Here is a 26,300-nt window from a genome sequence, read left to right as displayed (position 1 = left end):
ATGCGGGTGAAAAGCGTTTACCACTCATTGCAGGAGTACGGCAGGGGGATCATTGGCGGTCTGCTCTTCAGCCTGCCCATGCTCTACACCATGGAGGTCTGGTGGACCAGCTTTGATGTGAGCCCCTGGCAGTTGATGCTGTACGTGGCCCTCACCTTTGTCTTGCTGCTGGCGTACAACGCCTATGCAGGTCTCCGGGCCAGTGCCTCCTGGAAAGAGGTGGCCATTGACTCAGTAGAAGAGCTGGGGCTGGGGCTGGTATTGTCTTTCCTCTTCCTGTGTTTGCTGGGCCGTATTGTTCCCGGTGAAATGTCTCTGCAGCGAATAGTGTACATGGTGGCCGTAGAAGCCATGCCCGTGGCCATTGGCGTCTCAGTGGGGACAGCCCAACTGGGGGCGTCTCCAGAAGACGAAGAAGAGGAGAAGGCAGACCGGGAGCCGGCTTCCAGCCTGCCGGGCCAAAAGCAGGGAGACGCCTCTACGCTGGAGCAGATCCTGCTGGCCACCTGCGCGGGCATGCTATTTGCCGCCAACATTGCCCCTACAGATGAGGTGATGGTAATTGCCACCGGTGCCACACCGGTGCAGCTGCTGCTCATGCTGCTGGTCTCACTTTCCCTCAGTGGGTCCATTTTGTTTTACATTGGGTTCAGGGGGGCGTATGAGACACCCGCCCAAAAAGCGCCCAGCCTGCTGGAGGTGGTGTGGGGGCTCAGCCTGACCTTCGCCTCCTCGGTTTGCGTGTCAGCGGGGGCACTGTGGTTTTTTGGGAGGTTTGAGGGCGTGGGTCTGCAGGTTGGCGTAGAGGCTACGGTGGTACTGACGGTGGTGGCGGCTCTGGGCGCCTCGGCCGGAAGGTTCTTACTGGATCAGGAGTACAGAGATGAAAAGCAGGAGGAATGAAAAAAAATGCATTGGAATGGTGTGTGTTTGGGGCCAGCGTGCTGCTGAGTGTGGCATTGATTGGGTATCTGGGGGTAAAAGCCATTACGTACCAGAGCACTCCCCCAGACCTGCGGGTAGAGATCATGCCTGAAAAGGATACATTGCGCCGCAATATTCAGCGCATAGAACTGATCAACCACGGCGAGCAGACGGCAGAGAATGTGGCGGTTGAGGTGGTGCTACTGGTGCAAGGCAAAGAAACGGAGACCGCAGAGGCCCTTTTCCCGTTGGCCCCCAAAGAAAGCAAACAGGAGGCGTGGGTTACCTTCAGAACGCCGCCGGCAGAAGGGCAGAGGTTCAACGTGCACATTCTGGGGTATAACAAACCCTAAAAGAGAGGATGCCCCCACTTGTTTGTTGGGCTTTCCCCGCTTTTAGGGCTCTATCTGGTCATGCGTGCCCGCAGGGGCAGGTGTCTGTGCGAGGGAACGGGGTCAAAGGCTGTTTTCGGCCTGATTTCTGAAAACTAGCCCCAAAACAGGGAATACCGCAAGCTCTTCTATTTCATGGCGCTACTAAGGCTAATGCTGCCGCTCCCTATTTGTTCAGGAACGGATAGTTGTACTGCAGGGGGCTTCCCAGTTGCTGCAGGCGGGCAATCACTTCCATGGAGTGGGCAATCTCGTTGAAATACTCCAGCCTTCTGATCAGCTGCTCCTTTAACAGGACTGTGCCGTCACCGGTTTTGATGTAGGCGCGCTTGTCTTCCAGAATCTGGTGCATGGCGTCCAGCACGTGTTTGCCTTCGCGCATGTACAGGTCATGAAACTCCACCAGGGCGTCAAACCCGCCTTTGGTCACTTGAAAGTGAAACCCTTTCTGGTTCAGGACATCGCAGAGCAGGTTTATCTCCAGCGGCATGGAAATGTGGTAGGGCGTAGTGCGCACATCTAAGCCTTTTTTGATATAGCCGAAGATAGTTTCTAAGTTATTCTCAAAGCGTTCGTAGAGAGCGGCTGCTTCCATGGGTGTAGGGTTAGGTATAGGCACAAAAGTACACAATGGCTTGCTCTTTTGCATTACCCAATGTACTGGTGCGGCCAAGGTTCTGTGCGTTTTAGCGCTGTTTTCAGAAAAGTAGCCCGAAAACGGAAAGTATTTCCTGGTGGTATGGAGGAAGGGGATGGTGCGTTTCTGGCCTGTTTTTCTGAAAACAGACCCAAAACGGCTACAGCAGCCCTTTGATGATCTGCTCTACGGTAATGCCTTCGGCCTCTGCCTTGAAGTTGCGCACCAGGCGGTGCCGCAGAATAGGAATGGCAACTGCCTGCACGTCTTCAATGTCTGGGGAATATTTTCCGCGGAGCAGGGCGTTGCACTTGGCCCCCATGATCAGGTGCTGTGAAGCCCTTGGCCCGGCGCCCCACTCCAGGTACTGCTGGGTCTGCGGGCCCGCCATTTCTGTGTCTGGGCGGGTGGCGTGTACCAGTTTTACCGCATACTCTACCACGTTGTCTGTGACTGGTACGCGGCGCACCAGCTGCTGAAAGGCCACAATCTCATCTGCATGCAGGACCACCTTGGGCTGGTGCTTCCGGTCACCGGTGGTGTTCTTTACAATCTGAAGTTCGGCCTCGTAACTGGGGTAGGTGAGGGCCACATGGAACATGAAGCGGTCTAACTGCGCCTCTGGCAGCGGGTAGGTGCCTTCCTGTTCAATGGGGTTCTGCGTGGCCAGCACAAAGAAGGGCCGCGGCAGGTTGTAATGGTGCCCGGCCACGGTCACTGAATACTCCTGCATGGCTTCTAACAGGGCGGCCTGGGTCTTGGGGGGCGTGCGGTTGATCTCATCTGCCAGAACAATGTTGGCAAACACAGGGCCCTTCACAAACTGGAACTGGCGGTTCTGGTCAAGGGTCTCAGAGCCCAGAATGTCAGAGGGCATGAGGTCTGGCGTAAACTGCACCCGGTTGAACGAAAGATCCAGGGAGGAGGCAATGGTATGGATCAGGAGCGTTTTGGCCAGCCCCGGCACCCCCACCAAAAGACAATGCCCCTGACAAAAAACAGCGGTAAGCACTAGTTTTACCACCTCTTCCTGCCCAATAATGGTTTGGGAGATTTCAGAGGTCAGGCGCCCGTAGGCTTGGTAAAGCGCGTCAGCGGCTTCTTTGTCAGAGGCGAATGGCATATTCAGAGAAAGTTATTGTTCTAACCTACAGGCTTCAAATTCTGGCGCTACGTCAACAAACACGGTGTCTTTGTTTTTCTCAAACCACTCACTGATGGCTCTGTTGCGTTTGTTGCTCAGGGCGGCCGTGGCAATCTTGGTGTAGTCGTCCTGTAAATTGGCCTGGTGCGGAGGTGTTTTAGACTTCAGGTACAAGATGCGCATGGCGTCTTTCCCGTCTTCTGTACGGTAAGGGAGCGGCCGGCTGATCTCTCCTACCTGCAGGGTGTCTACCACAAAGAAAACAGAAGGGTCCAGTTTGTCTACCGGAATGTAGGTGGTGGCGCTGTTGCCCAGAGACATCATGCCGCCGTTGCCCTTACTGAGCATGTCATCTGAGAATTCTTTGGCTGCTTTGGCAAACGTCATGCTGTCGTTCTGGATCAGGGTCCTGATGCTGTCCAGGAACTGGGCAGTCTGCTGTACGTCTACCTGCGCGGTGGCGGGCTTGATCAGGATGTGACGGGAATTAAACTCCTCGCCGCGTTTCTCAATCAACTGAATCAAGTGGAAGCCAAACATAGACTCTATCACGGGCGACATCTCGCCTGGTTTCAGGCGCAGGGCCGCCGCCTCATACTCCGGTACCAGTTCACGCTTCTTGAAGAACCCTAACGTTCCGCCCTGGCTGGCAGAGCCGGGGTCCTGGGAGAACTGGCCTGCCAGGGTGGCAAAGTCTTCACCGGCCAGGATGCGCTTTCTCAGGGCTTCCAGCTGCTCCCGCGCCGCCTGTTTCTGGGCAGCGCCAATGGTAGAGATTTTCACAATTTGGCCCACTTCTACCTCGGTAGAGAAATAAGGGAGGCTGTCTTTGGGAATGGTGTTGAAGTACTGCTTCACCTCTTTTGGGGTCACCTTGATCTGACCGGCAATCTCCTGCTCCATCTTCTGGAGCGTCATTTGCTCTTTGATGCTTCTCCTGAGGTCAGCCCTGATTTCGCTCATAGGTTTTTTGAAGTACTCCTCCAGTCTTTCCTCGCTGCCTATCTGGGCAATGAACTGCTGCAAACGGCCTTCTAACTGTTCTGTTATTCTGGACTCATCTACCACCACAGAGTCAATCTCAGCGCGGGCGAGCAACAGTTTGTTCTGGATCAGGGAACGCATGATGTCACACTTCAGGTTGGGCGACGTGTACCCCTGGCCTACCGCGTTGGCGTTCTGGAACTCTAATTCTGACCTAAGCACAATGTGACCGCCAACTTTGGCCACAATATTGTCAATAAGGGTAGTCTGTTGTGCCTGGGCAGACAGTGCCAGACCCAGGGCCAGGCAAAAGCAGAACAGGGCTCTGGTGAAAGAAGTAATAGAAATAAGGGTTTTCATGTGGTTATCAACAACTGACACGGGTTAGGTGCCGCATTACTAGCAAATTAAAATTAGTGTAACAGACAAAGCTAGGCAAACCGCTTCATTAAATGAAACTTACTTACTTTCCTTCCTGATAAGTTTCTGGACCTGCTCTTGGTTCACGTTTACCGGGTATTTCTGCCTAAGCTCTTTGATCCATTCTTTCTCCAGGTAATTCTGGTAATCAGAAATGACCAGGCCGCGGGTTTCGTTCAGTTGTTTAGGCATGGGGGGCTCCACCTGGTCAATCTTTAACCAGATGGTTCTGCCGTCCTGCTCAACCGTATAGGTGCCGGGTTGCCAGTTCACCGCATCCAGGGCTTTGTTTTCGCCCCGCTGAAACTTGCGGGCGGTTACCTGCAAGGCAAGCGGGTTGTTTTGGTTCAGCTGGTCTGCCAACGTCTGCAGGTCAGAGGAATACACCGCCACTGAAACTCTGCGGGCGTTGCGGCCACTGGTAGAACGATCTGCGGCGGCAACTATTTCAACCTGGTCTTCTTGAACCCCTTTTTGCTGTAAATAATTCTTTACTGCGGCGGCGCGGCGGGTGGCCAGGGTTCTGTTGGCGCGGTTGGTGGTCTCCCGGGCGTCTGTGTAGCCGGTGAGCTGCACAGAGAGGGAGGTGTCTGCCTGCAGGGCCGTTACCAACTGGTCTAGCTGGGTGGTGGCATTCTTCAACAGGTTGTCATTCCCGAATTCAAAGGTGAGGTCAGGCTGCTTGAACCGCACAGACGGGAACTTGCCCTGCTGCAGCTGTTTCTGGGCTTCGGCCAGGACCGCCGGGCTGGCCGCGCTTAAGATTGTGGCCTTGGCGCGGGTTCCCCAGGTGTATTTGTCGCGGTTCTGTTCAAAGAAGGCTTTTAAGCCCACGGTGTCTTCTACCGCTTTGGCCCATACTTTCTCCTCCATTAACTGGAACAGCAGAATGCCGTCATGGTAGTCTTTCACCAGCATTCTGAAATCCTGATGTTTCTCCTCCAGGTGCTCCCGCTCATAGTTGAGCAGGCTGGTTTCCACAAACCTGTCATACAGCAGGTTCATGGCGTGGGCTGGGGAGACATTCTGCTTTGGCCGTTGGTTCGCTTCTACGTAGTCAGCAAACTGGGTCACGGTGTAAGCCTGCCCGCCAATGGTGAACAGCGTGGCAGAGGCGAAGTTTTTAGGTTCTGCCGGGGCTTGAAACTGCCAGTTGCCTACCACCAGGGTTGAATCTGCCAGCTTGAGGGCGGCTTCTTTGGTGGCGGGAACTTCCTGCAGGTTGTTTTCTTTTCTGATTCTTCTCAGGAACGCCGCTTTGTTCAGCTCTGAGCGGGAGTCTTTGGAGATGCGGTTCCGGAGGGAGGTCTCCATCTCCTCATAGGTGGGCAGCTCTTTGCGCTCCAGCAGTTTGATAATGTGCCAGCCATAGGGGGTCTGCACCGGCGGGGTGATGGCCCCCGGTTGGGCCAGGGCGAAGGCCGCTTCCTCAAAAGAGGGAATCATGCGGCCGGTGCCAAACCAGGGCAGCTCACCGCCGTTGTCAGCTGAGGCGGCGTCTTCAGAGAATTGAGAAGAAAGCTTGTCCCAGTTCTCCTGGCGTTGTACCCGCTTATAGATTTCGTCAATCTTGTTCTTCGCCACCAGGGAGTCTGCCTTGGGCAGGCCTTGCTGGGCCCGCACCATGATGTGGGCAACTTTGATTTCACCCTGGGCCGGGCGCACTTCATTTACTTTGATCAGGTGATAGCCAAAACGGGTTCTCACCGGCTGGGAGATCTGGCCTGGGGAGGTGGTGTAGGCGGCATTCTCAAACGGGTATACCATCTGCAGGGCAGTGAAGTACCCCAGGTTGCCGCTGTTCTCTTTGGCTGAGGGGTCTTCTGAATGCTGGCGGGCCAGGGCTTCAAAGGAAGTGCCACTTACCGCCTGCTGCCTTAAACCCATGATTTTCTCATAGGCGGCCAACGTGTCTTTGGGGTCTGCGTCCTGTTCAACCGTTACCAGAAGGTGGGTGGCGTTGATTTCCTTCTTCATGCGCTCATACGCTTCCCGCACCAGTTGGTCTGTGACACTTTTCTCTGTGAGGTAGGGCTGGGCCAACTGCTCTTTGTAGCCGCCCAGTTCTTTCTTGAACGCCTCAGTGGTGTCCAGGCCTCTGCTTTTGGCCTCGGCCACTTTCAATTTATAGTTGGTGTACAGGTCCAGGTATTCTTTGATGCTGGCACTGGAGTAAGCGCTGTCTGCATTGCCGTTGTTTTTCTCATACACATAGGCAAACTCAGCGGCCGGAACCGTCTCAGAACCAATGGAGAGGACAACCGGCTCAGTGGCTTTCTTGGGAGAGCCACATTGAAAGAGGAGCAGGGCACCCAGGCCCACGTAGAAAGATGATAATCGCATAGTTATTGGCAAAACGCATGCTGACCTGAACACACTCATCAAGCCATTATGCAATTTTACTCATTTTTTCTCACAGAACCGGCTAAGGTTGTAAAACAAAGTGCCAGAAGTGGGCTAGCAGACATGACATTGCCGTTTTTAGCCTCTTTTGCTGAAAACAGGCTAAAAAGGTTTTTATTGTGCGGGAGGCAGAAAAAGTAAGGAATGGGTTACGGGATGTACTTGTGCAGAATGCAAATATTGGTGTTGCCGTTCACGCTGTACTCCACTTTGTCCATGATGCGGTTGACCAGCGCCACCCCCACGCCCCCTTTTTTGCCCATGCGAATGTTGTCCTGGATGTTGGGTTCACGGTAGTTGGCCCGCTCAAACGCCTTGCCGTTGTCAGACAGCTCAAAGACCATCTCCTTGTCATCATACCGGATGGTGAGGTTCAGGAATTTCTGGCTGTCTTCCTGGTTGGCATGAATGATCAGGTTGGCGCAGATCTCATCTACCGCCAGTATGATTTGGTTGAGGGTGATCTCAGATAAATGGACGGGCGCCAACGTATCCGTCACAAAGGTGCGGATCGTTTTCAGGTTTTTCCTGTCACAGCTAACCCGGATCTTGTTAGTCATTGGCAATGGTCACGGCTTCTTCATAAGAACCGACAATGGTCATGAGCAGGTCAAGCCCCAGGATCTCAAACACGTTGCGTACTTTTTCCTGCATGTTAAAGAAGATGAGTTTGATCTGCGCGTCTTCAAACCGCTGTAGGTGGGAGATGAAGACGCCTAAGCCGGCTGAAGAAATATAATTCAGGTTCTTGCAATCCACAAGAATCTTGCTGAACATCATGATGCTAGGGTTTGAAAGCTCTTCATCCAGCATAACAGAGGAGCTGGCATCTAATTCACCGTCTAAGCTGATGGTGATCGTGTTGTCGGAGATTGTGTGTTTTATTTTCATCGCCCTTCTTTACGAATCTCTATGTGTTAGGTTGACGTGGTTTGAATTTGATCACAAGCAAGGTCTGGTCATCATGCAACGTGTCATTGGTAAAATCGGTTACATCATTCATGATGGCGCTTTTAATGTCCTCAGCCTCCAGGTGGTAGGTCTGGGAAAGCATGTATTTCAACCGGTCCTCCCCGTATTCCTCCTGATCCTCGCTCCGGGCTTCAATGATGCCGTCTGTGTAAATCACCATCACATCACCGGGGTTGTAGTCATAGTGCAGGCGGTGAATGCGCTTGGCGTAAGAGGCGTCTCTGATAATGCCCAGGCCCAGTCCTTCGGTCTGGAAGTAGAAGGTGTCTTCCATCATGGCGTTGTAGTACAGGGTGTGGCAGTGGCCGGCGCGGGCAAACGAAACCCCCTGCATTTTGTAGTCAATGATGTACAGTGCTGACGTGATGAACGAGGTGCGCTCCAGGCAGCGGCTGAGGGCGCTGTTGGCCTGCACCATGAACTCGTCTGGCAGTAAGTCCTGCTGCATGAGGCCATGGAAAATCCCTTTCATCTGCGCCATGTGAAACGCCGCTGAAATCCCTTTCCCAGACACGTCCCCAATAATGATGGCAATGCGTGACTCACTCAGCTGCAGAAAGTCATAGAAGTCTCCCCCCACTTCTTTGGCCGCCTGCGAGTAACTGCTGATTTCAAACCAGGTGTCAGTGGGAAATGTTTTTGGGATGAGCCGGTCCTGTACCAGGCTGGCAATCTTGAGTTCCTCTTTGTAGCGCTCGTTCTGCAGAGACTCTTCCAGCAGCCGCAGGTTTTCAATGGTGAGCACCGTCTGGTTGGTGAAAGACTGCACCACGTTGATGGTGTCCTGGTCAAACCCTTGCTCTACTTCCCGCAGCAGGTACAGGTGGCCATACCGCCGCTTGTTTGACGCCAGCGGCATCACGAGCAGCGAGTGAAACGGCAACTGCAGATCTTTGAACGTGGAACTGTGCCTCAGGTCATTGTTGATGAAGATGTGGTTCCAGTCGGCTTGTTTGTCTTTGCCAGATTGAGCCAGAGCCCGTTTAATATCCTGAACCAACGGGTCTGGCGCACTTTCATTGTGCCTTCTGGCGCTGGGCTTGGCATCTTCACCATATTCCAGCCAGGCGGCGTCTGCCCCAGAGGCCTTGATCACACTTTCAAAGAGCAAGGCATATACCTCTTCTTCGTTCTGCCCCTGCTGAATAGACTGGGTTAACCGCTGAAAGCTCAGCAGGTCTGCGTTCTTCTGCTCAAACACCCGGCTGGTGGGTAGGCTGAACAAGGCCACCAGCAAAGAGGAGAGGGTGTAGCAGAATACAAAAGCCAGCGTGATCAGAATGAAGGGGTTGTCTGTGTAGTCTACCACCAGCTCCGGGGAGTCTGAGTATTGGAACAGGAAGTGCGAGAACAGGACTATGCTCAGAAGAATGGCGGCCAGCAGAAAGATGCTCAGCCACTTCTTGTCAAGGCTCAGGAACGCCACCCAGCGCAGGTTCACGCTCAGGTACAGCCCGTAAGCCAGCAGCAGGCCCAGATCCAGGATCAGGAAGATGTGCTTCATGTACTCCACGTTCAGGAGCGGGACCAGGAGCGAAAGGGCCACCAGAATCTCAAACCACTTCCACTGGGTCATCAGGTCCTTGGTCTTCTGGTACAGGATGAACTGGCGCCAGGTGTAAAACGCCTTGGCCAGAAAGTACACCAGAAAGCCAAACAGCACCTGGTAGAACGCATCTAAGAGGAACACGTTGTTGGTGCCCATCTCCTGTATGCTGGGGTACCCGAAGAACAGCAGGGCGGTTAGGTAAGCGCCAGCCCCGCCTTTCAGGAGTACTGCCTGCAGGGGGGCGGTAAACTCAGCGGTGCGCTGCGCGTGTACGCGGTACCGCTGGTACAGAAACACAGACAGGATGAAAATGACAGACAGCAGGTTGTTCAGGTATGGCTCTGCCAGGTTGGCTTCGCCCTCATGACGCTGGCGCGCCAGGAACAGAACATTCACCAACAGCAGAACCCAGCTCACGCATCCGGTAAAAAAACTCAGTCGCTTGATTCGTTTGTCTTTGGGCATTGGAAAAAGTGCCTGCTGTGAACGTTTTGGTTTAACGAGGGTGAATACGAGAATTCTCTAAAAATAACTGAAAAAAGTTATTTTATTACGTTTTGCTCCGTGGTAGAATTTCTGTCTGCTGGGCAAAGGTATCGTATTCTTTGGTCAATAGACAGCAAACCGCAAAAGTAACAGCGCAATACTATACTTAGAAACGCTAATAAAGCAGGAGGGTTGTTGTAATCTTGGTTTGCCCTGAGGCGGCAGGAGGGGGAAATACGTTTTGGCCTGGCGGTTTGAAGGGGTATTTCAGACAGCAACCCCTCTTGGTGACAGGATTTCTGTTTTGGGGCTGTTTTCTGAAAAAGAGGCCAGAAACAGGGCCGCTAAAAAAATAGCCTTGCCCAGAGGTGCTGGGCAAGGCTAAAGAATAGGCTTCATCTGTACGGTTGGCGCTCATGGGCTTTCCCGCACAGGAAAGCAAGACTCAAATAAACCGGAAAGGCTGACTTCTCTGAAAAATAAGCGCTCCTGGTTAGCGGCTGTAGTTGGGCGCCTCCCGGGTGATCTGTACGTCATGCGGATGGCTTTCTCTTAAACCGGCCCCGGTGATCTTTACCATCTTCGCTTTCTGCAGCGCGTCAACGTCTGGGGCGCCGCAGTAGCCCATGCCCGCTTTCAATCCGCCTACCAGTTGGTAGAGTACTTCACCGGCCAGCCCTTTGTAGGGCACGCGGCCTACAATGCCCTCTGGTACCAGTTTCTTCACGTCATCCTCGGCATCCTGGAAGTAGCGGTCTTTGGAGCCTTCGCCCATGGCTTCAATGGAGCCCATGCCGCGGTAGGTCTTGAACTTGCGGCCTTCATAGATCTGCATGTCGCCGGGAGCTTCCTCTGTACCGGCCAGCAAGGAGCCAATCATGATGGTGCTGGCGCCGCCCGCAATGGCTTTCACAATGTCACCTGAGAATTTTACGCCACCGTCGGCAATGACGGGTACGCCCGTGCCCTCCAGGCCTTTGGCGGCTTCCATCACGGCAGACAGCTGCGGCACGCCAATGCCGGCAATGATACGGGTGGTACAGATAGAACCCGGGCCAACGCCCACTTTCACGGCATCAGCTCCGGCGTCGGCCAGGGCCTTGGCGCCTTCGGCGGTAGCCACGTTGCCGGCTATGAGGTCCAGGTCTGGGTACGCGTCTTTGATGCGGCGCACGGCGTCTATCACGCCTTTGGAGTGGCCGTGGGCGGTGTCAACGCTGATCACGTCTACACCGGCTTCTACCAGGGCGGCAATTCTATCTAGAACGTCTGGGGTTACGCCCACGGCCGCGCCCACGCGCAGACGGCCAAACTCGTCTTTGCAGGCGTACGGGCGGTGTTTTCTCTTGAGAATGTCTTTGTAGGTGATGAGGCCGGCCAGCAGACCGTTCTCGTCTACCACGGGGAGTTTCTCAATCTTGTATTCCTGCAGAATATCTTCGGCTTTGTCCAGTTCAATGCCTTTAGGGGCGGTGATGAGGCGGTCTTTGGTCATGATCTCAGAGACCTTCACGCTGTAGTTCTTCTCAAAGCGCAGGTCGCGGTTGGTGATGATGCCCACCAGCTTCCGGTCATCATTGGTCACCGGAATGCCGCCAATCTTGTGTTCCTTCATGATCTGCATGGCTTCGCCCAGGGTGGCGTTCTCATTCAGGGTCACGGGGTCTAGGATCATGCCGCTCTCAGAGCGTTTCACCTTGCGCACCTGCTCAGCCTGCTGCTTGATGCTCATGTTTTTGTGGATGATGCCAATGCCGCCTTCCTGGGCCATGGCAATGGCCATGTCTGCCTCGGTCACCGTGTCCATGGCCGCTGAGAGGAGCGGAATGTTCAAACGGATGTTTCTGGTCAGTTGGGCAGAGGTGTTGGTATCGCGCGGCAGTACTTCTGAGTAGGCCGGTAAAAGGAGAACGTCGTCGTAGGTGAGAGCCTCGAACAACACGTTAGGAGCGTGGGACTGCATGGCAAATAGCGTTTATGGTATTTGCCACGTAAAATTAAGGGAAAAGTTGAATAAACGACAAAATGACCTAAAATAAACTTATGCCGGCCTGCTTGACCTTCCCCTTGAAAATAGGAGGAGCACACTCATAAGCACTTCCATTCTATTCCTTTTCCAGTGATAGGCCCACTTTATACAGGCTTCCCAAAATGCGTTCCCCTCAGCTGAGGGGAATCGCCATTTTGGGAAGCCTGGTTAGGTAAACAGCACCAGCATATGCTTACTCTGTAAAGGCAGGTGATCTGCAAATACTTTTAAGCTGTTTAAGACGAATGCTTATGCAAGGGATTGTTCCTGCTCTATCCTATAGACCTGTTCAATAAAGCGGTGCACACTGGTTGGTTTTCTTCCCAGCAAAATTTCTAACGTGGTATCTTCCAGATCCATCATTCCGGCTGCTATGCCGGTTCCCCACATAGTAAACATACCGATGTACAAATCAGGCACACCTGCTTTTGCAAGAATGGCCTTGAAATCTTCCACCGCGGGAGAAACATAGGTCACCTTTTTACCTAAAACCTCCGAGATATAAGCAGCTATTTGCTCAAAACCTACCGAGGTAGTATTGGTTAAAGGATATGTCTTGTTTTCATGTCCATTCGTGATCAATATATTTGCTGCTGCCTCGGCAAGTTCTTCACGAAGCACCCAACTCGCTTTCCCATCCTGGGCAGGAAATAAAATAGTATCTGTTTTGGCAACACCTTCACCTATAAAGGCCAGGATCATTTCCTGGTAAATACCGTTTTGAAGAATAGTATAGGTAATGCCACTCTCCTTCAGGAAATTTTCTGATTCTACATGAGAATTCTGAAAGCCGGATATGGCAGAATTTTCATGGCCTGGCTTTCTCACAAATGACGTGTAGGCGATGTGTTTTACGTTTGCTGCCTTGGCTGCCGTAATCGCATTGATATGGTGCTTTGTCCGGTTTTCCACCGCCCCGCGGTCATTGCTTGAAATCAGCAGCATTTTATCAACGCCAGCAAAGGCCTTTACCAAGGAATCTATCTCTGCATAATCACCTATTCTTATATGAATGCCTTGCTCCTTAAGGGTACTGGCGTCCTCTTCTTCTCTAACCAATGCGGCAATGTCTTTTGCCGCGGTTCCCTTATTCAATAGATGTGCTATTACTTTTGAACCCAGATTTCCTGTGGCACCTGTAACTAAAATCATACTTTTACTTTTTTATAGTGGATGAATAGAGGACACTTGTCTTTGATGCTTTGCATAGGACACATAGGACGCAATCAAAATGGCAAGAAAAGCCAATCCCGCCACTACTTTATCTGCAGGATCTCCCATCATGAAGTGGGCGTATGCCGCCGAAGCAAACATGATGGCGAAACCAATGTACCCCGCTTCTTTTAGCAAGCGAACAGGCAGCCAAAGGAAAACCACCCCAATCAGTTTCGTGATCCCTAGTTCAATCCTGAAATAATCTGGGAACCCTAAATTAGCCATGGATACTTTAACCTCAGGTTTAGTAAGGGTCTCGTAAGCAATGAAGAGCATCATTACCGTGATAATACCGGTAGTGGCGTAATAGGTGATCTTGGTTTTGTTCATGTCATTGTTTTTTAGAAGTTGATGTTGCAAGATTATGTATATTTACTATACTAAATAGAGTACTTACCCATAGGTGAGTAGTTACCTTTGAGTTAGTTTATTCAAAAAAAGACAATGGCCTTAAGCAAATTAGAGTATACACCAGTACAGTGCAGTAATAGGTTATCAGCAACTGAAGACGCTATTTATGTGCTTGGAGGGAAATGGACGATAAGGGTAATGATTGGAATTCTGGGCGGGAATACCAGGTTCAACGAATTGCAACGCGCCTTGAAAAGTATCTCTGCTAAATCGATGTCAATAGAATTGAAGAAATTAGAAGAAAATCATCTGGTGGAAAGGAAAGTATATCCTGACCAGACTCCTGTGATGGTAGAATATATTCCTACGGAATACAGCCATTCCTTAAAAGATGTCATTACCGCTTTGACCCAATGGGGAGCAGGGCACAAAAGGAAGATCATGGATTTGACACCGCAAGAGCAGGAAAATGAACTTGGCTAAACCCAAAGAAGTAAGGAGGGAGCGAGCATATTCAGCAAAGCCTGTTTTGGGCCTAATTTCCGGAAAACAGCCAAACAGCTTCTGAATACCAATGAAATAAGCAGTACTCCTGAAAGAAGTACAGGCAGGATTGCTCAAAAGGCCTTAAAAAAAGACTCTAAACAGCTTTACGGGGTTTTTATCTGAGGCAACCCCAGCGTTAATTGAATGTCTGCCTAAATTCCAGCGGCGACATGTTTGTTTTCTTTTTGAAAAGTGTGCTGAAAGACTGTGCATGCTCAAAACCAAAAGAATAAGCAATTTCACTGACTGACAGATTGGTAGTGGCTAGCCTTTCTTTCGCTTTTTCTATCAGTTTCTCGTGTATATGCTGCTGGGTGTTTTGGCCGGTGTGCACCCGGAGCATATCACTCAGGTAATTAGGGGACAGGTTCATCCGTTCTGCCACATACTGCACGGTTAACAGCCCTGCCTCCTCAGGAAGGTTGGTTTCAAAATAATGACTAAGTAACTGCTCAAATTTAGTGAGCAGATGGTGGTTGTTGTTTTTACGGGTAATAAACTGGCGCTCATAAAACCGGTTAGCGTATTGAAGCAGCAAGTCTATCTGAGACAATATGATTTCCTGGGTATGGCGGTCAATGTGCGCGCATTCTGCGTCTATTTTAGCCAGGATCGTTAACAAATTGTCTTCTTCTTCGGCTGATAGGTGCAATGCCTCGTTGACGGCGTAATCAAAAAAGCCATACGTATGGATGGAGCTAGCCAGGTGATGTTTCAACAGGAAGTCTGGGTGGAAGATAAGCAGGTACCCAGAGCCGCATTCCATGTTCTGCAAATCCAGCGATTGCACCTGGTTGGGGGCCGTAAAACTGAGGACGCCCTTGTCATAGTCATAGTGCTGTTGCCCGTATTTTATTTTGCCCTTCGCTTCTCTTTTCAAAGCAACGCAGTAGAATCGGTTCACAAAACCTTTCCAAATGTCATCTTCCAGAAAAATACTTTCCTGCAGGTTAATAACGCTTACCAGCGGGTGCCGGGGAGCAGGCAAAGACAATAAGCGGTGAAAAGCTGAAACAGAGGTAATGGCATTCATAGAGGTAAATCAAACGTGGAAATAACCAGCGGCCGCACGCTAAGCAGATTTTTGGGCGGCCGCCGGTTAAAATTAATCAATCAGCCCCATGCTGAATTCATCATAAGGCTTACCGGTATCTGTTCCCAAAGGCACAATGTTCTCTATGGTAAGCAGGTCGTCTTCGGTTAGCGCAACACGGGTAGCGGCTTTGTTTTCCTCTACATACTTCCGGCGTTTGGTGCCGGGTATAGGTAGAATGCCTTTGCTCATAATCCAGGCCAGGGCTAACTGTGAAGGGGTAACGTTTTTGGCTGCGGCCATGGCTTCAATGGCTTTTACTAACTCAATGTTCTTATAGAAATGTTCCGCCTGAAAGCGGGGAATGGCCCTCCGGAAATCATTTTCGGGCAGGTCGTCTATGCTGCGGAGATTTCCGGATAAAAAACCGCGCCCCAGCGGAGAGTAAGCGACAAACCCAATGCCAAGCTGCTGCAGGGTTTGCAAAACGCCTCGTTCCTCCACGGTGCGTTCAAATAAGGAATACTCACTTTGTACTGCCGTAATAGGGTGCACCGCATGGGCTCTTTTCACCGTTTCAGAAGACACTTCTGACAAACCAATATAGCCCACCTTGCCTTCTTTCACCAAATCTCCCATAGCCTGAACGGTTTCTTCTATTGGGGTGCTTTTGTCGAGGCGGTGCAGGTAATACAGATCAATATAGTCAGTGTTCAGGTTTTTAAGTGACCGCTCCACTGCTTTTTTTACATACTCCTTTTTACCGTTAATGGCCCAGGTGACTTTGTCGTGATCATCTATCTCCCAGCCAAATTTAGTGGCAATGATATATTTGTCTCTATTGCCTTCAATCGCTTTTGAGATCAACTGTTCGTTTTTTAGCGGACCATACAAGTCTGCCGTGTCCAGAAAGTTACCTCCTAACTCCAACGACCTATGAATGGTGGCAATGGCTTCCTGTTCATCTGCTGGGCCATACATGTGGCCATCTTCAAAACCAGTCATGCCCATGCACCCCAGCCCTATCATAGGCACAGACAGACCTTCACTTCCAAGTTTCATTTTCTTTATTTCCATAACGTTTAGTTTATATACCAAAAGTAGTGGAGCAGTGAAAGGCAGATGTTGGCAAACCCCTGTTACATGTGTGCAAATCAGGGAATGATTAGTTCTTGGAGAAATGATCAATTTTTAAACTAACCATTTTGTCTGAAAAGAGCAGGTGTGGTTGCTGCATCAGCTGCCAGTGATTTGCTGGTAACTTAATCGTAATTTGCTTGTTGATATAAGTATTGCCCTCAACAAGAATGTTATTTACAAACGGCGAAATTTCTGTGTGATTTTTAAATCGAAAAAGCAGGTATTCAAATCTATTGCCTTACGGACGTTTATACTTGCAGCCATCATTGCTCCAAGCTAAAAACTTGCAGAAGGCAGAAGGTAAAATGGAGCTTCTCCAATAAAGGCGGTAGAATATGGCTGCAGGAGAAACAGTTGTAAGGGAACTGGAGCTGCGGCAAGAAGTTTTGTTCTAAAAAACAATTATTAAATACCCATCAATATACCGGGAACTCCGGGTCTACCTCCTGCGCCCATGCATGTACGCCGCCTTTGAGGTTGAGCAGGTTGGTGAAGCCGTGGCGCTGCTGCAGAAACATCAGTGCCTGCGCGCTCCTGAAGCCGTGGTGGCAGATCAGGACCGTGGGCGTGTCTTTGGCTATCTGGTCAATAGCCTTGGTCAATTCACCCAACGGGATCAACTGCCCGCCCAGGTGGCAGATGGCCCACTCCTCAGGTTCCCGCACGTCAATCAGTTGCAGGTTCTCCTGGCGGTCCAGGCGCTCTTTCAGTTGCCGGGGTGTAATTTCTGGGATCATGCGGTAAAATTACAGCATTTTTCGGCGCAGCCGAAAGGAAACTGCCGCAACCTGTTGAATTGCTTCTATTTTTGTGCGCCTGCCTTTTTAAGGGAAAGCCGTTTTTGGCCTCCTTTCCTGAAAACAGGCCAAAAACGGCTTTTTGATCTATGGACTTCTTCTCCCCTGACTACTGGACCCTGGACACCCTCACTGAAGTGGTGGGCGTGATCACCGGCATTCTGTGCGTGTGGCTGGCGGCCAGGCAGAACATCTGGACGTTTCCCGTGGCGCTGGTGAGCGTGCTGCTGTACATTGTGATCTTCTACAAAGCCCGCCTGTATGCTGATATGGGGCTGCAGGTCATGTTTGCCCTGCTTAATTTCTACGGCTGGTACATGTGGCTGCATAAGGGCAGTCAGCGGGTGGAGCGGCCGGTAACGGCCATGACCAAAGCGCAATGGGGCTGGCTGCTGCTGTTTGTGCCCGTCTTTACCGTGGGGCTGGGCTATTACCTGCACCAGCACACAGATGCTGACCTGGCTTACTGGGATGCCGGCACCACGGCCGTGAGCCTGGGCGCCCAATGGCTCATGAGCCGGAAGAAACTGGAAAACTGGCTCATCTGGCTGGTGGTAGACGCCGTGTACGTGCCTATTTACCTCTACAAAGAGCTTTACCCCACCGCCGGGCTGTATGCCATCTACCTGGTTCTGGCCTGGATTGGCTACCGCGACTGGAAGAAGAGCATGCAGCCGCAAACCCTTTCACCTGGCCAGGCAGCAGGGTAGGTTGAACCTGAAAAACAGGGCTTAGCAGCATTCCATGCAAGAAAACGGGGCAGATGGCGCAATTAACCCCCTCTGGGGCGAGTGGCGCTTGGTACTTTCAGAGGCAGTAGCTTCTGTTTTGGGGCTGTTTTACGAAAAGTAGCTCAAAAACAGAGGCACCAGCCGCCGCTTGCCCCGGGCAAACTCCTCCCAATAAACCTATAGAGCGCTCTTACCAGGCTCCGTCAATCAATTCTGCGGCGGCGGAAATGGGGGATTTCTCCGGAAGGTATTTTTTTTCCGGGATCGCTTGAAAAATTTATAGGCTTATGGGGGAATAAGGGCAGATTTTTCTCATAATCACTCTAAAAATGGAGGGTTGGTTTGCCTGGCATAAAGTTTAGGGCTTGTTTTGCAGCTGTACTCACCAGATGCCGTTTCTGCGGCAAGACTTGCTATGAAGAAGATTTTCCTGCTAGCCCTGCTGATTTTAGGAGTGGCGGTTGCCCAGGTTCAGGCCCAGAACAACCGCCGCCATGACACCAACTTCAACGGCTGGTACATGTATTTCGGGAATCACAGACTTACTGACAAAGTGGGGCTGCACACAGAATTCCAGCTGCGGCAATACAAGGTTATCACCCGGCAGCAGCAGCTCATGCCGCGGGTGGCACTCACGTATAACCTCTCAGACAATGCGTTTGTGGCCTTTGGCTACGCATACGTGCACACCTACCCCTACGGCGACAACCCGGCCGCCCATGATTTTCCGGAGCACCGCACGTACCAGCAGCTTCAGTTTAGAGACCAGCAGGGTATTTTTGGGCTGACCCACCGGTTCAGGCTGGAGCAGCGCTGGATCAAATTCGCCAATGCCCAAGACTACACGTACCTGAACCGGGTGCGCTACCAGTTTAGAGCCAATATCCCGCTGCAGGGGCCTTCTATTGAAGACAAGGAGTTTTACCTGGGCGTGTATGACGAGGTGTTCATCAACTTCGGGCCTAATGTGACCACCAACTTTCTGGACCAGAACCGCGCCTACGCCGCCTTGGGCTACCGGTTCCACAAAGACGCCTCGGTAGAGGTTGGGTACCTGCACCAGCACGTGGCCCAGCGCAACGGCGTCTGGTTTGAAAACAACCACACCCTGCAGGTAGGGCTCACCTATAACCTGGACTTCCGGAGGAAAACCGAAACGGCGAAATAGCGAAGCCTCTTTTTTGAGAAGGGCCTGCCCGCGGTTTCTTTGGCAGGACCAGATTCTTTTGGCTATTTTCACCGCTGAGAATTTTCTGTTTCTGGGCTGTTTTCTGAAAAACAGGCCGATAACAGATTTACCCTTTATCCCGCTTTCGTGCTGAAAATAGCCATTACCGGTCCGGAGAGTACGGGCAAATCTACCTTGGCCCAGCAGCTGGCGCAGCATTACGGTGTGCCGTGGGTGCCAGAGTATGCCCGCGAATACATTGCCCACCTGGGCAGGCCGTATGAGGCGCATGACCTGGAGAAGATTGCCCGCGGCCAGCTGCAGCGGTGGCAGGAGGTGCTGGGCGCGCAGCCGCCGCTGGTGTTGTATGACACGGAGCTGCTGGTCCTGAAAATCTGGTCTGAGCATGCCTACGGCGTGTGCGCCCCCTGGATTCTGCAGGAGCTCAAGCGGCAGGACGTAGACCTGTATCTGCTCCTGAACATAGACCTGCCCTGGGAGCCGGACCCGCAGCGCGAGCATCCGCACCTGCGGCAGTACTTCTATGACTGGTACAAACGCGAACTGGAGGGGCTGGGCGTGCCCTATGTGGCGATCTCGGGCTCTTCTGAGGAACGGCTGTTGAACGCCATTCAGGCGGTGGAGCAGGTGCGGCAGCTGAGATCTTTTCAGTAGGCGCCGCATACCTTAAACCCATGTGTTGATCAAACCCGTAAACAAATAGAAACGCCTGTTCTTACGGCCTTCTACCCCTCATCAAACCATAACTTGACCTTGGAAACCACTTTTCTTGAAAACGATCTGGTACGCGTAGGCGTGAAAAGCCACGGGGCCGAACTCTGCTCCCTGGTAAAAAAAGACAGCCACCGGGAATATCTCTGGCAGGCAGACCCGGAGTTCTGGAACCGCCATTCGCCCATCCTGTTCCCCATTGTGGGACGGTTGCCGCAGAACCAGTTCCTGCACCAGGGCCAAACGTACAGCCTGCCGCAACACGGTTTTGGGCGGGATAATGTATTTGCGCTGGTGGGGCAGACAGAGAACCAGCTGGTGTATGAGCTCAAAGCTTCTGAGGAAACCTTGAAAGTATATCCGTTCCGGTTTACGCTAAGGGTGGTGTACATGCTGCAAGACCAAACGCTGGAGGTGAAGTGGCAGGTACGGCATGCCGGCGAAGGGGAGATGCTTTTCTCCATTGGCGCGCACCCTGCGTTCCACGTGCCTATCACAGAAAACGGCGCTTTTGAAGACTACTACCTGGAGTTCTCCCAACCCGAAACCCTTTCCCGGTACCTGCTGGAAGAAGGCACCGGCTTGTTGAGCGGCGCCACTGAACCGGTGCTGGACAACATGGCCCTTCTGCCGCTGAACTATGACCATTTTGAGAAAGACGCCCTGGTGTTCAAGAACTTCAAGTCTGAGCGCGTGACCCTCAAATGTGACCAGCACCCGCATTTTGTGCAGATGGACTTTGCCGGCTTCCCCTTTCTGGGTATCTGGACCAAACGCCGCGGCGCGCCTTTCCTGTGCCTGGAGCCGTGGTACGGCGTGGCTGGCAGCGCCGGTGGCCCCGTAGAGCTGAGTGAGAAGGAAGGCATGCAGTCTGTTGGTTCCGGTGAAACCTTTGAAGCCGCCTATACCATTACCATAGGTTGATCTGTTTTGGGGCTGTTTTCAGAAAAACAGCCCCAAAACAGCCTTTAGATTTTCTTTATGGAAAGCATTTCCTTCTTCGCCAAAGATACCGCCTTTGGGCGTTCTCTAAACTTAGCTGATTTTGGCATTGAGTTAGACGGGAAATAGTGGCCCTTAAAGAGCATTATTTCCAAACCCTGAAGTTTGGAGATGCAGCGTATCAGGAAAAGATCAGAATCGCTGCCTTTCCCAGAATGGCAAGGGAGTTGGGGAAGACCAGACAAATTCACATTAGAACTGACTGGGAGGAGGTACGGAAGGAGGGTATGCTTTCCGCGGTGCGGAAGAAATTACAAACCCATACCGTGTTAATGGAGCTTCTGCTCTCTGCGCCTTTGGCCGAGGCGTCACCGTATGACTTCTTCTGGGGGATTGGGGCTGATGGCACGGGGCAGAACAGGCTAGGCCATCTCCTGATGCAGGTACGCGAGGAGCTTCATGTGTGAGAAGTTCTTCTATCTAACTCAAGTTGCGATTTATTAAAGCAGTTGACCCGTTACCTACCCCTTTAAGGAGGGGGCTTTCTACTGAGACTTTTGCAGATGATTCCCCTCTTGGGAGGGGTAGGGGTGGGTTGTCACAGAAGGGCAGTAACCATTGCAACTTGAGTTATTTAATTGCGTAGCTGATGCCCAGCAACAGATTGGTGGAGGTGGTTTTTAAGGTGCCTCCGGTCAGGATAGGTTCTTTGTTGGTGTCCAGCAATCCCCAATTATGCCGCGCTTCCACTGACCATCTCCACGTGTTGGAAAGACTTCTTGAAAAACCAATTCCGGCGCTGAGCCCGCCATCTATTCTGCCGGTGTAGGGGGTGAGGTTCAGATCTTCGTCAAAGGCGCTTACCTGCTGTTTGAAAAGGTAGGCTAAGTAGACTCCCGCGTTGCCGTAAAAGCCGGTTTGGCCAACGTTCTTCCCAATGAACAGGGGCATGACCAGGTAATGGTAATGGGTGCGTACGGTATACAGCTGCTCTCCCTGCAGATGGCCTTGTTCATCATAAACTAGGTTATTGCTTTCTTCTTTGTTCCCTTTGTTCTCATACAGGAGCCCCGTTTGCAGAAAATACCGGTTCAACTGGTACCGCAACGCCAGGCCCGCCACCGGCCTGATATCCCCTGACGCTTGATCTGTAAGTTCACGTCCGCGCAAGAAGGTATGGCTGGGACCAGCCTGTAATAGAATCTCTAAGGTTTGGCTTGTCTGCTGGGCAAACCCAAGGACAGGGAAATCAATCAGGAGGAAGAGGAGCAGGTAAATGCGGCGGAGAATCTTGTAACGTACAGTACGCATGTACAGAGGCAGTTGGTTTCTGGTATGTACGTGCGAGGGTGGGTTTTGGCTTCTGGTGAGATAACTGCTTCTGGTAAGCGGAACAATGACCTGTATTGACGCTTTCCTACTTATAAAAAGCTTTATTTTTCTGTCCCTTTATTGGCTTCTCAAAGCTGCCACCTTCTAAAATATCTTCCTGCTAGCGTTAACCCTAATCATAACCTGCGAGGGGATTAGGTTTCAAACACCTGTTACGCCTAATGAGTTGGCGGCCTCTTCAACGGCTTCTTTTCTCCTGCCCGTAATAGCTACTTCCGCTCCTTGTTTAGTCAATGCTTTTGCCAATGCCGCTGTTGCCGTCCGTAATGACGGCAACTTTCTCTTTTAAACTTGTCATTTTAGTACGTGCTATTTAAGTATTAAATATTGGATGCTACACCTGTCATTTTTTCGCTCCAATGGCACAGTTGCTTTGCCGTGGCCTCATCCAGTGAGTGTGCTTTTACACCCGCAGAAATAGCGGTGTCAGAAGCCAATTCGGGAATGTCTCCATCTCCACAGTACACACCTGCAGGCTGTTGAGCAAGGGGCTGGTGGCAGCCCAGACAGTGGTGGCGGCCCCTTGCGGAATGGTTTTGAGCGAGGCCAGAACTTCGGGCAGCATATTGCCTTCTGCATCACAGAACCCCATTTGCTGAAACAGTTCCAATGGCGCTTCTCTGCCTAACTCTTTGCCCCCAAAAGAACCAGGGTGTACTGAATAAGCTCTTGCCTTGTATGTTTTGGCTCTATTGTCTAATTCCAGGGCGAATAAATTACTGGCAGTTTTAGATTGCCCGTAGGCTTGTAATGTCCGAAGCTGTTTAGAGTTTTTGAAACCGGCAGGCAAAGGCTGCCGGGTAAGGTTTTTCACCAGCCTGTAGTTTCTGTTTTCGGCTTATTTTTCAAAAAACAGGCCGAAAACAGAAACTAGAATCTTGACCAAATGCCTTTCTATCAAAACTCTAAACAGCTTCGTCTCATAGTCCCTATGAAGGAATTGGGGTCTTTAAAACAGAAGGGTGCAAATTGGTGCCCTTGAGAGGAGACATTGACTACCCTTGCCCATTGGCTTTTTAAGGGCAGGCCAAAGGTTTGCCGTCAGTTGAAACTGTGCTACATAGTTAGTTCCTAACGGAGATTCTATGCCCCGGTTATCTTTGCGTAGCGGTACCCACATAATGCCTGCGTTGTTGATGAGCAGATGAAGCGGTCTGCCTGATGCTAAGAAGTTTTCAGCAAACGCATCAATTGAATTGGGATCCATCAGGTCCATTGCCGCCAACTCTACATGGGCAATGCCCTCCAGATTTCTTTTTGCTTTCTCAATGTCTCTTGCAGGAACAACCACGGTTGCCCCTGCGGCTGCAAGTGTTTTGGTTGTTTACAGACCTATGCCTGTGTTACCCCCTGTAGCAATGGCAAATTTTCCTGTGAGGTCAATGCCTTTAATTACCTCACTTGTGGAAGATGCGGCGTTAAACCCTGAACCTACTGGTTTCTGTAACGCTCCCTGATAATTGTTCTTTCCCATTTCTTTAACATTTAATTGTTTTGTTGGGACAAAGGGAGATAGCATGCTGAGCGGTAGCTTTGTTCAAACGTCTGAAGTTGCTTTGTTCAAACCGCCAGTTTGTTTTCTTTGAATCTCAGGTATAATGGGGTAGGTGTTTTTATTGTTTTTGCGTCTCCTTTACCACGGAATCTCGCCTGTTGCCGGGTTTGTTTCTTCGCTGAAGAACTTTCCGGTGGGGCCGTTTTGGTCTATCAGGGCGTATTTCACAATGCGTTTGCCAGCTTCTGCCACCTCACCTCCATTGTGGTTAGTGAAATCGGTTTTGGTATAACCAGGACAAACGGCGTTTACTTTGAAAGCTGTGTCACGTAATTCATAAGCCAAATGCACGGTATACATATTCAAAGCGGCTTTTGAAGAACCATATACTGCATATTTTGCATAGTCATAGGCTGGCCAGCTCGGGTTACTTTGTAGTGAAAGAGACCCCACGCTGGTGCTTACATTGACAATTCTTGGCTCAGCTGATTGATAGAGTAAGTCAATAATAGCCTGTGTCACTCTTGCTACGCCTACTACATTGGTATTGAAGGCAGCCATGAATTGGTCTGCCCCCGCCTCAAGTGCGGTATAGGGCGGCCTCCCTCCATTGATACCCGCATTATTGATAAGAACATCTAGTACCTCTGTCTTCTTGCCAATTTCCTCACGCACAGCTTTTACAGAGTTGTCATCTGTTACATCTAGTTGGATGGCTTCAGTGTTGGTTAGCCCTTCTGCATGTAACCTTCTTACAGCTTCCCGCCCATTTTCCAGTTCACGGCTTCCCAGATAAACATAAAACCCTTTTTGCAACAGTTGTCTGGCAGTTTCAAACCCTATGCCTTTGTTCGCTCCAGTAATCAATGCTGATTTCATTTTTATAAGTATTTTAATAATGAAGCAAAGTAGGCTCTTCTAAAATGGAATCATTTACCATTTGGTAAAAACCAGGTTTACCTAATGTTTTTTCTTATTCTGCTTAAAGACTGCTGCGTGATTCTTAGCTAGGACGCGATATACGCTAATGGAATTCGGTTGACAAGGGACGGGTAGTTTTCTATAAATTCTAGATAACGTGTTGTCGCATGCCAGCTTGAGCAAAGGCGGGGGATTTTTAGCACAAGTGTTCAACCAAAAATTTGCAGAAGCCCCATTGTAGCCGCTCACCCCCGCTTTTGACAATACATGGTTACCAGCCATTTTCTGTCAGTAGTTTAGATAATGGGCAATGCACCACCGTCAACTGAATAATTTGTGCCTGTGATATATTTTGCTTCAGAAGAAACAAGGAATGCTACAAGGTTAGCAATTTCTTCGGGTTCAGCCATTCTTCCCATTGGAACACCTACTTTGTCTATTAGTGCTTTGAACGCCTCGTCAGGTGTGATGCTTGAAGATTTGGCTATATTTTCAACAAACTCCAACATTAACGGTGTTTTTACCACACCCGGTGAAACTACGTTTACCCGTATTCCTTTTGAGCCCACTTCGTTTGCCAATGCTTTACTGTAAACATTCAACGCTGCTTTGGCAGAAGAATAAGACATGGTCATTTCCCAAAGCGGTTGTTTTGCAGCACCGGTAGAGATGTTGATAATAACACCACTTTTCTGCTCAATCATAGTAGGCAATAACGCTTTGTTAATGCGAACGGCTGACATAAAATTGAGCTGCCAATCATTATTCCAATGCTCGTCTGAAAGAGCACTGAAGCCGCCGCCCGGACTTAAATTAGCCCCTGCGTTATTAATGATGATGTCTATCCGGCCATATTTTCCCAGAATTTCTTTTGCAACTCTTTCTGCACCTTCGGGGGTGGCTAGGTCTGCGGAAATAAAATACTGTCCGTTGGTGTTTTCTTTTGGCGCAGTGCGTGCCGTTACCACCACTTGCATACCTGCCTTACTTAAATTGTCGGCAATGGCTTTTCCAATGCCTTTTGTTCCGCCTGTTACTAAGGCAACTTGTCTTTCTACTAGATTGTCCATATTGCTTTTAAAGTGAGTTGCAAAGCAATAGACAATACTTTACTTTTGAAAGTAGTTACATGAATGTATAGTAATAACACAAAGTAAAGCGTTAAACAGAATCAAGTAGTTATGAACAAAAAAAAAGGTAGCAGCTCTGAAGAAAAATGTACACTTCAGGAAATTTTAGGTGTAATAGGCGGAAAATGGTCTATGTCGATCATCTATGCCTTGTTTACCGGTAAAAAGCGTTTTAGCGAGTTAGAAAGGCTTGTGCCAAACATAAATACCCGAATGCTGGTCAAAGAATTGAAGAATATGGAAGCAAATGGAATCGTTGTCAGGGAAGTTTTTGCGACCGTTCCACCAACAGTTGAATACACCTTAACAACAAAAGGAAGAAAATTAGAGCCCATTATCAATGAGCTGTATAAATGGGGCGTTGAATATGTTGGCTTACCGTGACGGTGGTGTTAGGTAATTGCCCGTTCGTGATATTTTTTTTAATCAGCGAAGAACTGTCCAGTCCAAATGTAGAAGTTAGATGTTCGTCTGTTGAATTTCAGTTGTGTAGGCCGAATAGTGAACTGTCAGTGAACGGTTCTCCGCAAGCTTTAGAACTGTCGGGTTTTGTAGTCGTCTAAATTGACCGCCAACGGTCTTGGCTAAAAAGCGTGCAAGGCCGTCGGCCGTAGCATGGCTTATGCACAATGTGCTTGTTGCACAACTGGTTGAAGATAAACGTAAAGGGATATTCCACCAAATCATTTTACGATGCAGGGCAGGAAGCACTTTGCCGATGAGAAGGAGCTGCGCTTCTCGCTCTCGGCGCACGTTCCGGAACATAA

General features: G+C 50.5%; 28 protein-coding genes. 9 read left to right on the top strand and 19 right to left on the bottom strand.

Features of this window, described 5'->3' with window-relative positions; genetic code table 11:
* Positions 1 to 903: a TIGR02587 family membrane protein gene (locus tag A8O25_RS10805; protein ID WP_066834635.1), complete on the top strand. Its 903-nt coding sequence runs from the start codon at positions 1 to 3 to the stop codon at positions 901 to 903.
* Positions 900 to 1,277, top strand: coding sequence for a hypothetical protein (locus A8O25_RS10800; protein WP_066834626.1), 378 nt, complete (start codon positions 900 to 902; stop codon positions 1,275 to 1,277). Before A8O25_RS10805 ends, A8O25_RS10800 begins: the two co-directional genes overlap by 4 nt.
* Before the next feature lie 205 nt (positions 1,278 to 1,482).
* On the opposite strand, the gene A8O25_RS10795 is transcribed toward A8O25_RS10800, so the two are convergent.
* The 10 genes from A8O25_RS10795 to A8O25_RS10745 all read right to left on the bottom strand — a co-directional run bounded on the left by A8O25_RS10795 (position 1,483) and on the right by A8O25_RS10745 (position 13,485).
* A complete protein-coding gene (locus A8O25_RS10795; protein ID WP_066834624.1) occupies positions 1,483 to 1,911 on the bottom strand; it encodes a hypothetical protein in 429 nt (142 codons plus the stop codon).
* Positions 1,912 to 2,113: 202 nt separating this feature from the next.
* On the bottom strand, positions 2,114 to 3,076 hold the full coding sequence (locus A8O25_RS10790; RefSeq protein ID WP_066834623.1) for an AAA family ATPase: 963 nt from the start codon (positions 3,074 to 3,076) through the stop codon (positions 2,114 to 2,116).
* A gap of 12 nt (positions 3,077 to 3,088) precedes the next feature.
* Positions 3,089 to 4,441, bottom strand: coding sequence for a peptidylprolyl isomerase (locus A8O25_RS10785; protein ID WP_066834621.1), 1,353 nt, complete (start codon positions 4,439 to 4,441; stop codon positions 3,089 to 3,091).
* Positions 4,442 to 4,540: 99 nt separating this feature from the next.
* Entirely contained in the window at positions 4,541 to 6,844 is a 2,304-nt protein-coding gene (locus tag A8O25_RS10780; RefSeq protein WP_066834617.1) for a peptidylprolyl isomerase, read from the bottom strand.
* A 209-nt stretch (positions 6,845 to 7,053) separates the two neighbouring features.
* Complete coding sequence (locus tag A8O25_RS10775; RefSeq protein WP_066834616.1) at positions 7,054 to 7,464, bottom strand: ATP-binding protein; 411 nt, start codon at positions 7,462 to 7,464, stop codon at positions 7,054 to 7,056.
* Entirely contained in the window at positions 7,457 to 7,795 is a 339-nt protein-coding gene (locus tag A8O25_RS10770; protein ID WP_066617784.1) for an STAS domain-containing protein, read from the bottom strand. The genes A8O25_RS10775 and A8O25_RS10770 overlap by 8 nt, the downstream gene beginning before the upstream one ends.
* 19 nt (positions 7,796 to 7,814) lie before the next feature.
* Positions 7,815 to 9,890, bottom strand: a complete 2,076-nt coding sequence (locus A8O25_RS10765) for a PP2C family protein-serine/threonine phosphatase (RefSeq protein ID WP_066834615.1) — start codon at positions 9,888 to 9,890, stop codon at positions 7,815 to 7,817.
* 514 nt (positions 9,891 to 10,404) lie between these two features.
* The gene (gene guaB, locus A8O25_RS10755) at positions 10,405 to 11,874 is read right to left on the bottom strand and encodes an IMP dehydrogenase (RefSeq protein WP_066834613.1); all 1,470 of its coding nucleotides are present in this window, start codon (positions 11,872 to 11,874) and stop codon (positions 10,405 to 10,407) included.
* Between the two features lie 315 nt (positions 11,875 to 12,189).
* Positions 12,190 to 13,092, bottom strand: a complete 903-nt coding sequence (locus A8O25_RS10750) for an SDR family oxidoreductase (RefSeq protein WP_066834610.1) — start codon at positions 13,090 to 13,092, stop codon at positions 12,190 to 12,192.
* Positions 13,093 to 13,104: 12 nt separating this feature from the next.
* Positions 13,105 to 13,485: a DoxX family protein gene (locus A8O25_RS10745; RefSeq protein ID WP_066834608.1), complete on the bottom strand. Its 381-nt coding sequence runs from the start codon at positions 13,483 to 13,485 to the stop codon at positions 13,105 to 13,107.
* Positions 13,486 to 13,599: 114 nt separating this feature from the next.
* Between A8O25_RS10745 and A8O25_RS10740 the strand changes: the two genes are divergently transcribed.
* Positions 13,600 to 13,989, top strand: a complete 390-nt coding sequence (locus tag A8O25_RS10740; RefSeq protein WP_066834606.1) for a winged helix-turn-helix transcriptional regulator — start codon at positions 13,600 to 13,602, stop codon at positions 13,987 to 13,989.
* 199 nt (positions 13,990 to 14,188) lie between these two features.
* On the opposite strand, the gene A8O25_RS10735 is transcribed toward A8O25_RS10740, so the two are convergent.
* The 3 genes from A8O25_RS10735 to A8O25_RS10725 all read right to left on the bottom strand — a co-directional run bounded on the left by A8O25_RS10735 (position 14,189) and on the right by A8O25_RS10725 (position 16,962).
* Complete coding sequence (locus A8O25_RS10735) at positions 14,189 to 15,085, bottom strand: helix-turn-helix domain-containing protein (protein WP_066834605.1); 897 nt, start codon at positions 15,083 to 15,085, stop codon at positions 14,189 to 14,191.
* Between the two features lie 72 nt (positions 15,086 to 15,157).
* On the bottom strand, positions 15,158 to 16,147 hold the full coding sequence (locus tag A8O25_RS10730; protein WP_241498998.1) for an aldo/keto reductase: 990 nt from the start codon (positions 16,145 to 16,147) through the stop codon (positions 15,158 to 15,160).
* Between the two features lie 494 nt (positions 16,148 to 16,641).
* Positions 16,642 to 16,962: a rhodanese-like domain-containing protein gene (locus tag A8O25_RS10725; RefSeq protein WP_066834603.1), complete on the bottom strand. Its 321-nt coding sequence runs from the start codon at positions 16,960 to 16,962 to the stop codon at positions 16,642 to 16,644.
* Positions 16,963 to 17,111: 149 nt separating this feature from the next.
* Between A8O25_RS10725 and pnuC the strand changes: the two genes are divergently transcribed.
* The 5 genes from pnuC to A8O25_RS10700 all read left to right on the top strand — a co-directional run bounded on the left by pnuC (position 17,112) and on the right by A8O25_RS10700 (position 21,062).
* Entirely contained in the window at positions 17,112 to 17,732 is a 621-nt protein-coding gene (gene pnuC / locus A8O25_RS10720) for a nicotinamide riboside transporter PnuC (protein ID WP_066834600.1), read from the top strand.
* Positions 17,733 to 18,168: 436 nt separating this feature from the next.
* A complete protein-coding gene (locus A8O25_RS10715; protein WP_066834598.1) occupies positions 18,169 to 18,921 on the top strand; it encodes a DUF2490 domain-containing protein in 753 nt (250 codons plus the stop codon).
* A gap of 147 nt (positions 18,922 to 19,068) precedes the next feature.
* Positions 19,069 to 19,596, top strand: a complete 528-nt coding sequence (locus A8O25_RS10710) for an AAA family ATPase (protein ID WP_066834596.1) — start codon at positions 19,069 to 19,071, stop codon at positions 19,594 to 19,596.
* A gap of 99 nt (positions 19,597 to 19,695) precedes the next feature.
* Positions 19,696 to 20,577 (top strand): aldose 1-epimerase family protein, encoded by an 882-nt coding sequence (locus A8O25_RS10705; protein ID WP_066834744.1) that lies wholly within the window; start codon positions 19,696 to 19,698, stop codon positions 20,575 to 20,577.
* A gap of 146 nt (positions 20,578 to 20,723) precedes the next feature.
* Positions 20,724 to 21,062, top strand: coding sequence for an NADAR family protein (locus A8O25_RS10700; protein WP_206598675.1), 339 nt, complete (start codon positions 20,724 to 20,726; stop codon positions 21,060 to 21,062).
* Between the two features lie 163 nt (positions 21,063 to 21,225).
* On the opposite strand, the gene A8O25_RS10695 is transcribed toward A8O25_RS10700, so the two are convergent.
* From A8O25_RS10695 to A8O25_RS10675, 5 genes are all read right to left on the bottom strand, one after another.
* Positions 21,226 to 21,906: a porin family protein gene (locus A8O25_RS10695; RefSeq protein ID WP_066834594.1), complete on the bottom strand. Its 681-nt coding sequence runs from the start codon at positions 21,904 to 21,906 to the stop codon at positions 21,226 to 21,228.
* 484 nt (positions 21,907 to 22,390) lie between these two features.
* Entirely contained in the window at positions 22,391 to 22,801 is a 411-nt protein-coding gene (locus tag A8O25_RS10690) for an SDR family NAD(P)-dependent oxidoreductase (RefSeq protein WP_066834592.1), read from the bottom strand.
* 135 nt (positions 22,802 to 22,936) lie between these two features.
* Positions 22,937 to 23,278 carry an SDR family NAD(P)-dependent oxidoreductase gene (locus A8O25_RS23805; RefSeq protein WP_241498997.1) on the bottom strand — a complete coding sequence of 114 codons (342 nt, stop codon included), beginning with the start codon at positions 23,276 to 23,278 and terminating at the stop codon, positions 22,937 to 22,939.
* Between the two features lie 342 nt (positions 23,279 to 23,620).
* Positions 23,621 to 24,361, bottom strand: coding sequence for an SDR family oxidoreductase (locus tag A8O25_RS10680; RefSeq protein WP_066834590.1), 741 nt, complete (start codon positions 24,359 to 24,361; stop codon positions 23,621 to 23,623).
* 338 nt (positions 24,362 to 24,699) lie between these two features.
* Positions 24,700 to 25,473, bottom strand: coding sequence for an SDR family oxidoreductase (locus A8O25_RS10675; RefSeq protein WP_066834588.1), 774 nt, complete (start codon positions 25,471 to 25,473; stop codon positions 24,700 to 24,702).
* 111 nt (positions 25,474 to 25,584) lie between these two features.
* On the opposite strand from A8O25_RS10675, the gene A8O25_RS10670 reads away from it, so the two are divergent.
* Positions 25,585 to 25,917 carry a winged helix-turn-helix transcriptional regulator gene (locus A8O25_RS10670; protein WP_066834586.1) on the top strand — a complete coding sequence of 111 codons (333 nt, stop codon included), beginning with the start codon at positions 25,585 to 25,587 and terminating at the stop codon, positions 25,915 to 25,917.
* A gap of 75 nt (positions 25,918 to 25,992) precedes the next feature.
* Here the strand turns inward: A8O25_RS10670 and A8O25_RS23510 are convergent.
* Positions 25,993 to 26,300: hypothetical protein (locus A8O25_RS23510; protein ID WP_206598674.1), on the bottom strand; the 308-nt coding region annotated here is incomplete at its 5' end.

Source organism: Rufibacter ruber (assembly GCF_001647275.1).
Lineage (GTDB): Bacteria > Bacteroidota > Bacteroidia > Cytophagales > Hymenobacteraceae > Nibribacter > Nibribacter ruber_C.
The sequence above is the reverse complement of the archived record's forward strand: the minus strand, read 5'-3'. Positions and strand labels throughout refer to the sequence as shown.

Coding starts and splice junctions, on each gene's coding strand:
- A8O25_RS10805 (WP_066834635.1), top strand. CDS start 1: ATGCGGGTGAAAAGCGTTTACCACTCATTGCAGGAGTACGGCAGGGGG.
- A8O25_RS10800 (WP_066834626.1), top strand. CDS start 900: ATGAAAAAAAATGCATTGGAATGGTGTGTGTTTGGGGCCAGCGTGCTG.
- A8O25_RS10795 (WP_066834624.1), bottom strand. CDS start 1,911: ATGGAAGCAGCCGCTCTCTACGAACGCTTTGAGAATAACTTAGAAACT.
- A8O25_RS10790 (WP_066834623.1), bottom strand. CDS start 3,076: ATGCCATTCGCCTCTGACAAAGAAGCCGCTGACGCGCTTTACCAAGCC.
- A8O25_RS10785 (WP_066834621.1), bottom strand. CDS start 4,441: ATGAAAACCCTTATTTCTATTACTTCTTTCACCAGAGCCCTGTTCTGC.
- A8O25_RS10780 (WP_066834617.1), bottom strand. CDS start 6,844: ATGCGATTATCATCTTTCTACGTGGGCCTGGGTGCCCTGCTCCTCTTT.
- A8O25_RS10775 (WP_066834616.1), bottom strand. CDS start 7,464: ATGACTAACAAGATCCGGGTTAGCTGTGACAGGAAAAACCTGAAAACG.
- A8O25_RS10770 (WP_066617784.1), bottom strand. CDS start 7,795: ATGAAAATAAAACACACAATCTCCGACAACACGATCACCATCAGCTTA.
- A8O25_RS10765 (WP_066834615.1), bottom strand. CDS start 9,890: ATGCCCAAAGACAAACGAATCAAGCGACTGAGTTTTTTTACCGGATGC.
- guaB (WP_066834613.1), bottom strand. CDS start 11,874: ATGCAGTCCCACGCTCCTAACGTGTTGTTCGAGGCTCTCACCTACGAC.
- A8O25_RS10750 (WP_066834610.1), bottom strand. CDS start 13,092: ATGATTTTAGTTACAGGTGCCACAGGAAATCTGGGTTCAAAAGTAATA.
- A8O25_RS10745 (WP_066834608.1), bottom strand. CDS start 13,485: ATGAACAAAACCAAGATCACCTATTACGCCACTACCGGTATTATCACG.
- A8O25_RS10740 (WP_066834606.1), top strand. CDS start 13,600: ATGGCCTTAAGCAAATTAGAGTATACACCAGTACAGTGCAGTAATAGG.
- A8O25_RS10735 (WP_066834605.1), bottom strand. CDS start 15,085: ATGAATGCCATTACCTCTGTTTCAGCTTTTCACCGCTTATTGTCTTTG.
- A8O25_RS10730 (WP_241498998.1), bottom strand. CDS start 16,147: ATGAAACTTGGAAGTGAAGGTCTGTCTGTGCCTATGATAGGGCTGGGG.
- A8O25_RS10725 (WP_066834603.1), bottom strand. CDS start 16,962: ATGATCCCAGAAATTACACCCCGGCAACTGAAAGAGCGCCTGGACCGC.
- pnuC (WP_066834600.1), top strand. CDS start 17,112: ATGGACTTCTTCTCCCCTGACTACTGGACCCTGGACACCCTCACTGAA.
- A8O25_RS10715 (WP_066834598.1), top strand. CDS start 18,169: ATGAAGAAGATTTTCCTGCTAGCCCTGCTGATTTTAGGAGTGGCGGTT.
- A8O25_RS10695 (WP_066834594.1), bottom strand. CDS start 21,906: ATGCGTACTGTACGTTACAAGATTCTCCGCCGCATTTACCTGCTCCTC.
- A8O25_RS10680 (WP_066834590.1), bottom strand. CDS start 24,361: ATGAAATCAGCATTGATTACTGGAGCGAACAAAGGCATAGGGTTTGAA.
- A8O25_RS10675 (WP_066834588.1), bottom strand. CDS start 25,473: ATGGACAATCTAGTAGAAAGACAAGTTGCCTTAGTAACAGGCGGAACA.
- A8O25_RS10670 (WP_066834586.1), top strand. CDS start 25,585: ATGAACAAAAAAAAAGGTAGCAGCTCTGAAGAAAAATGTACACTTCAG.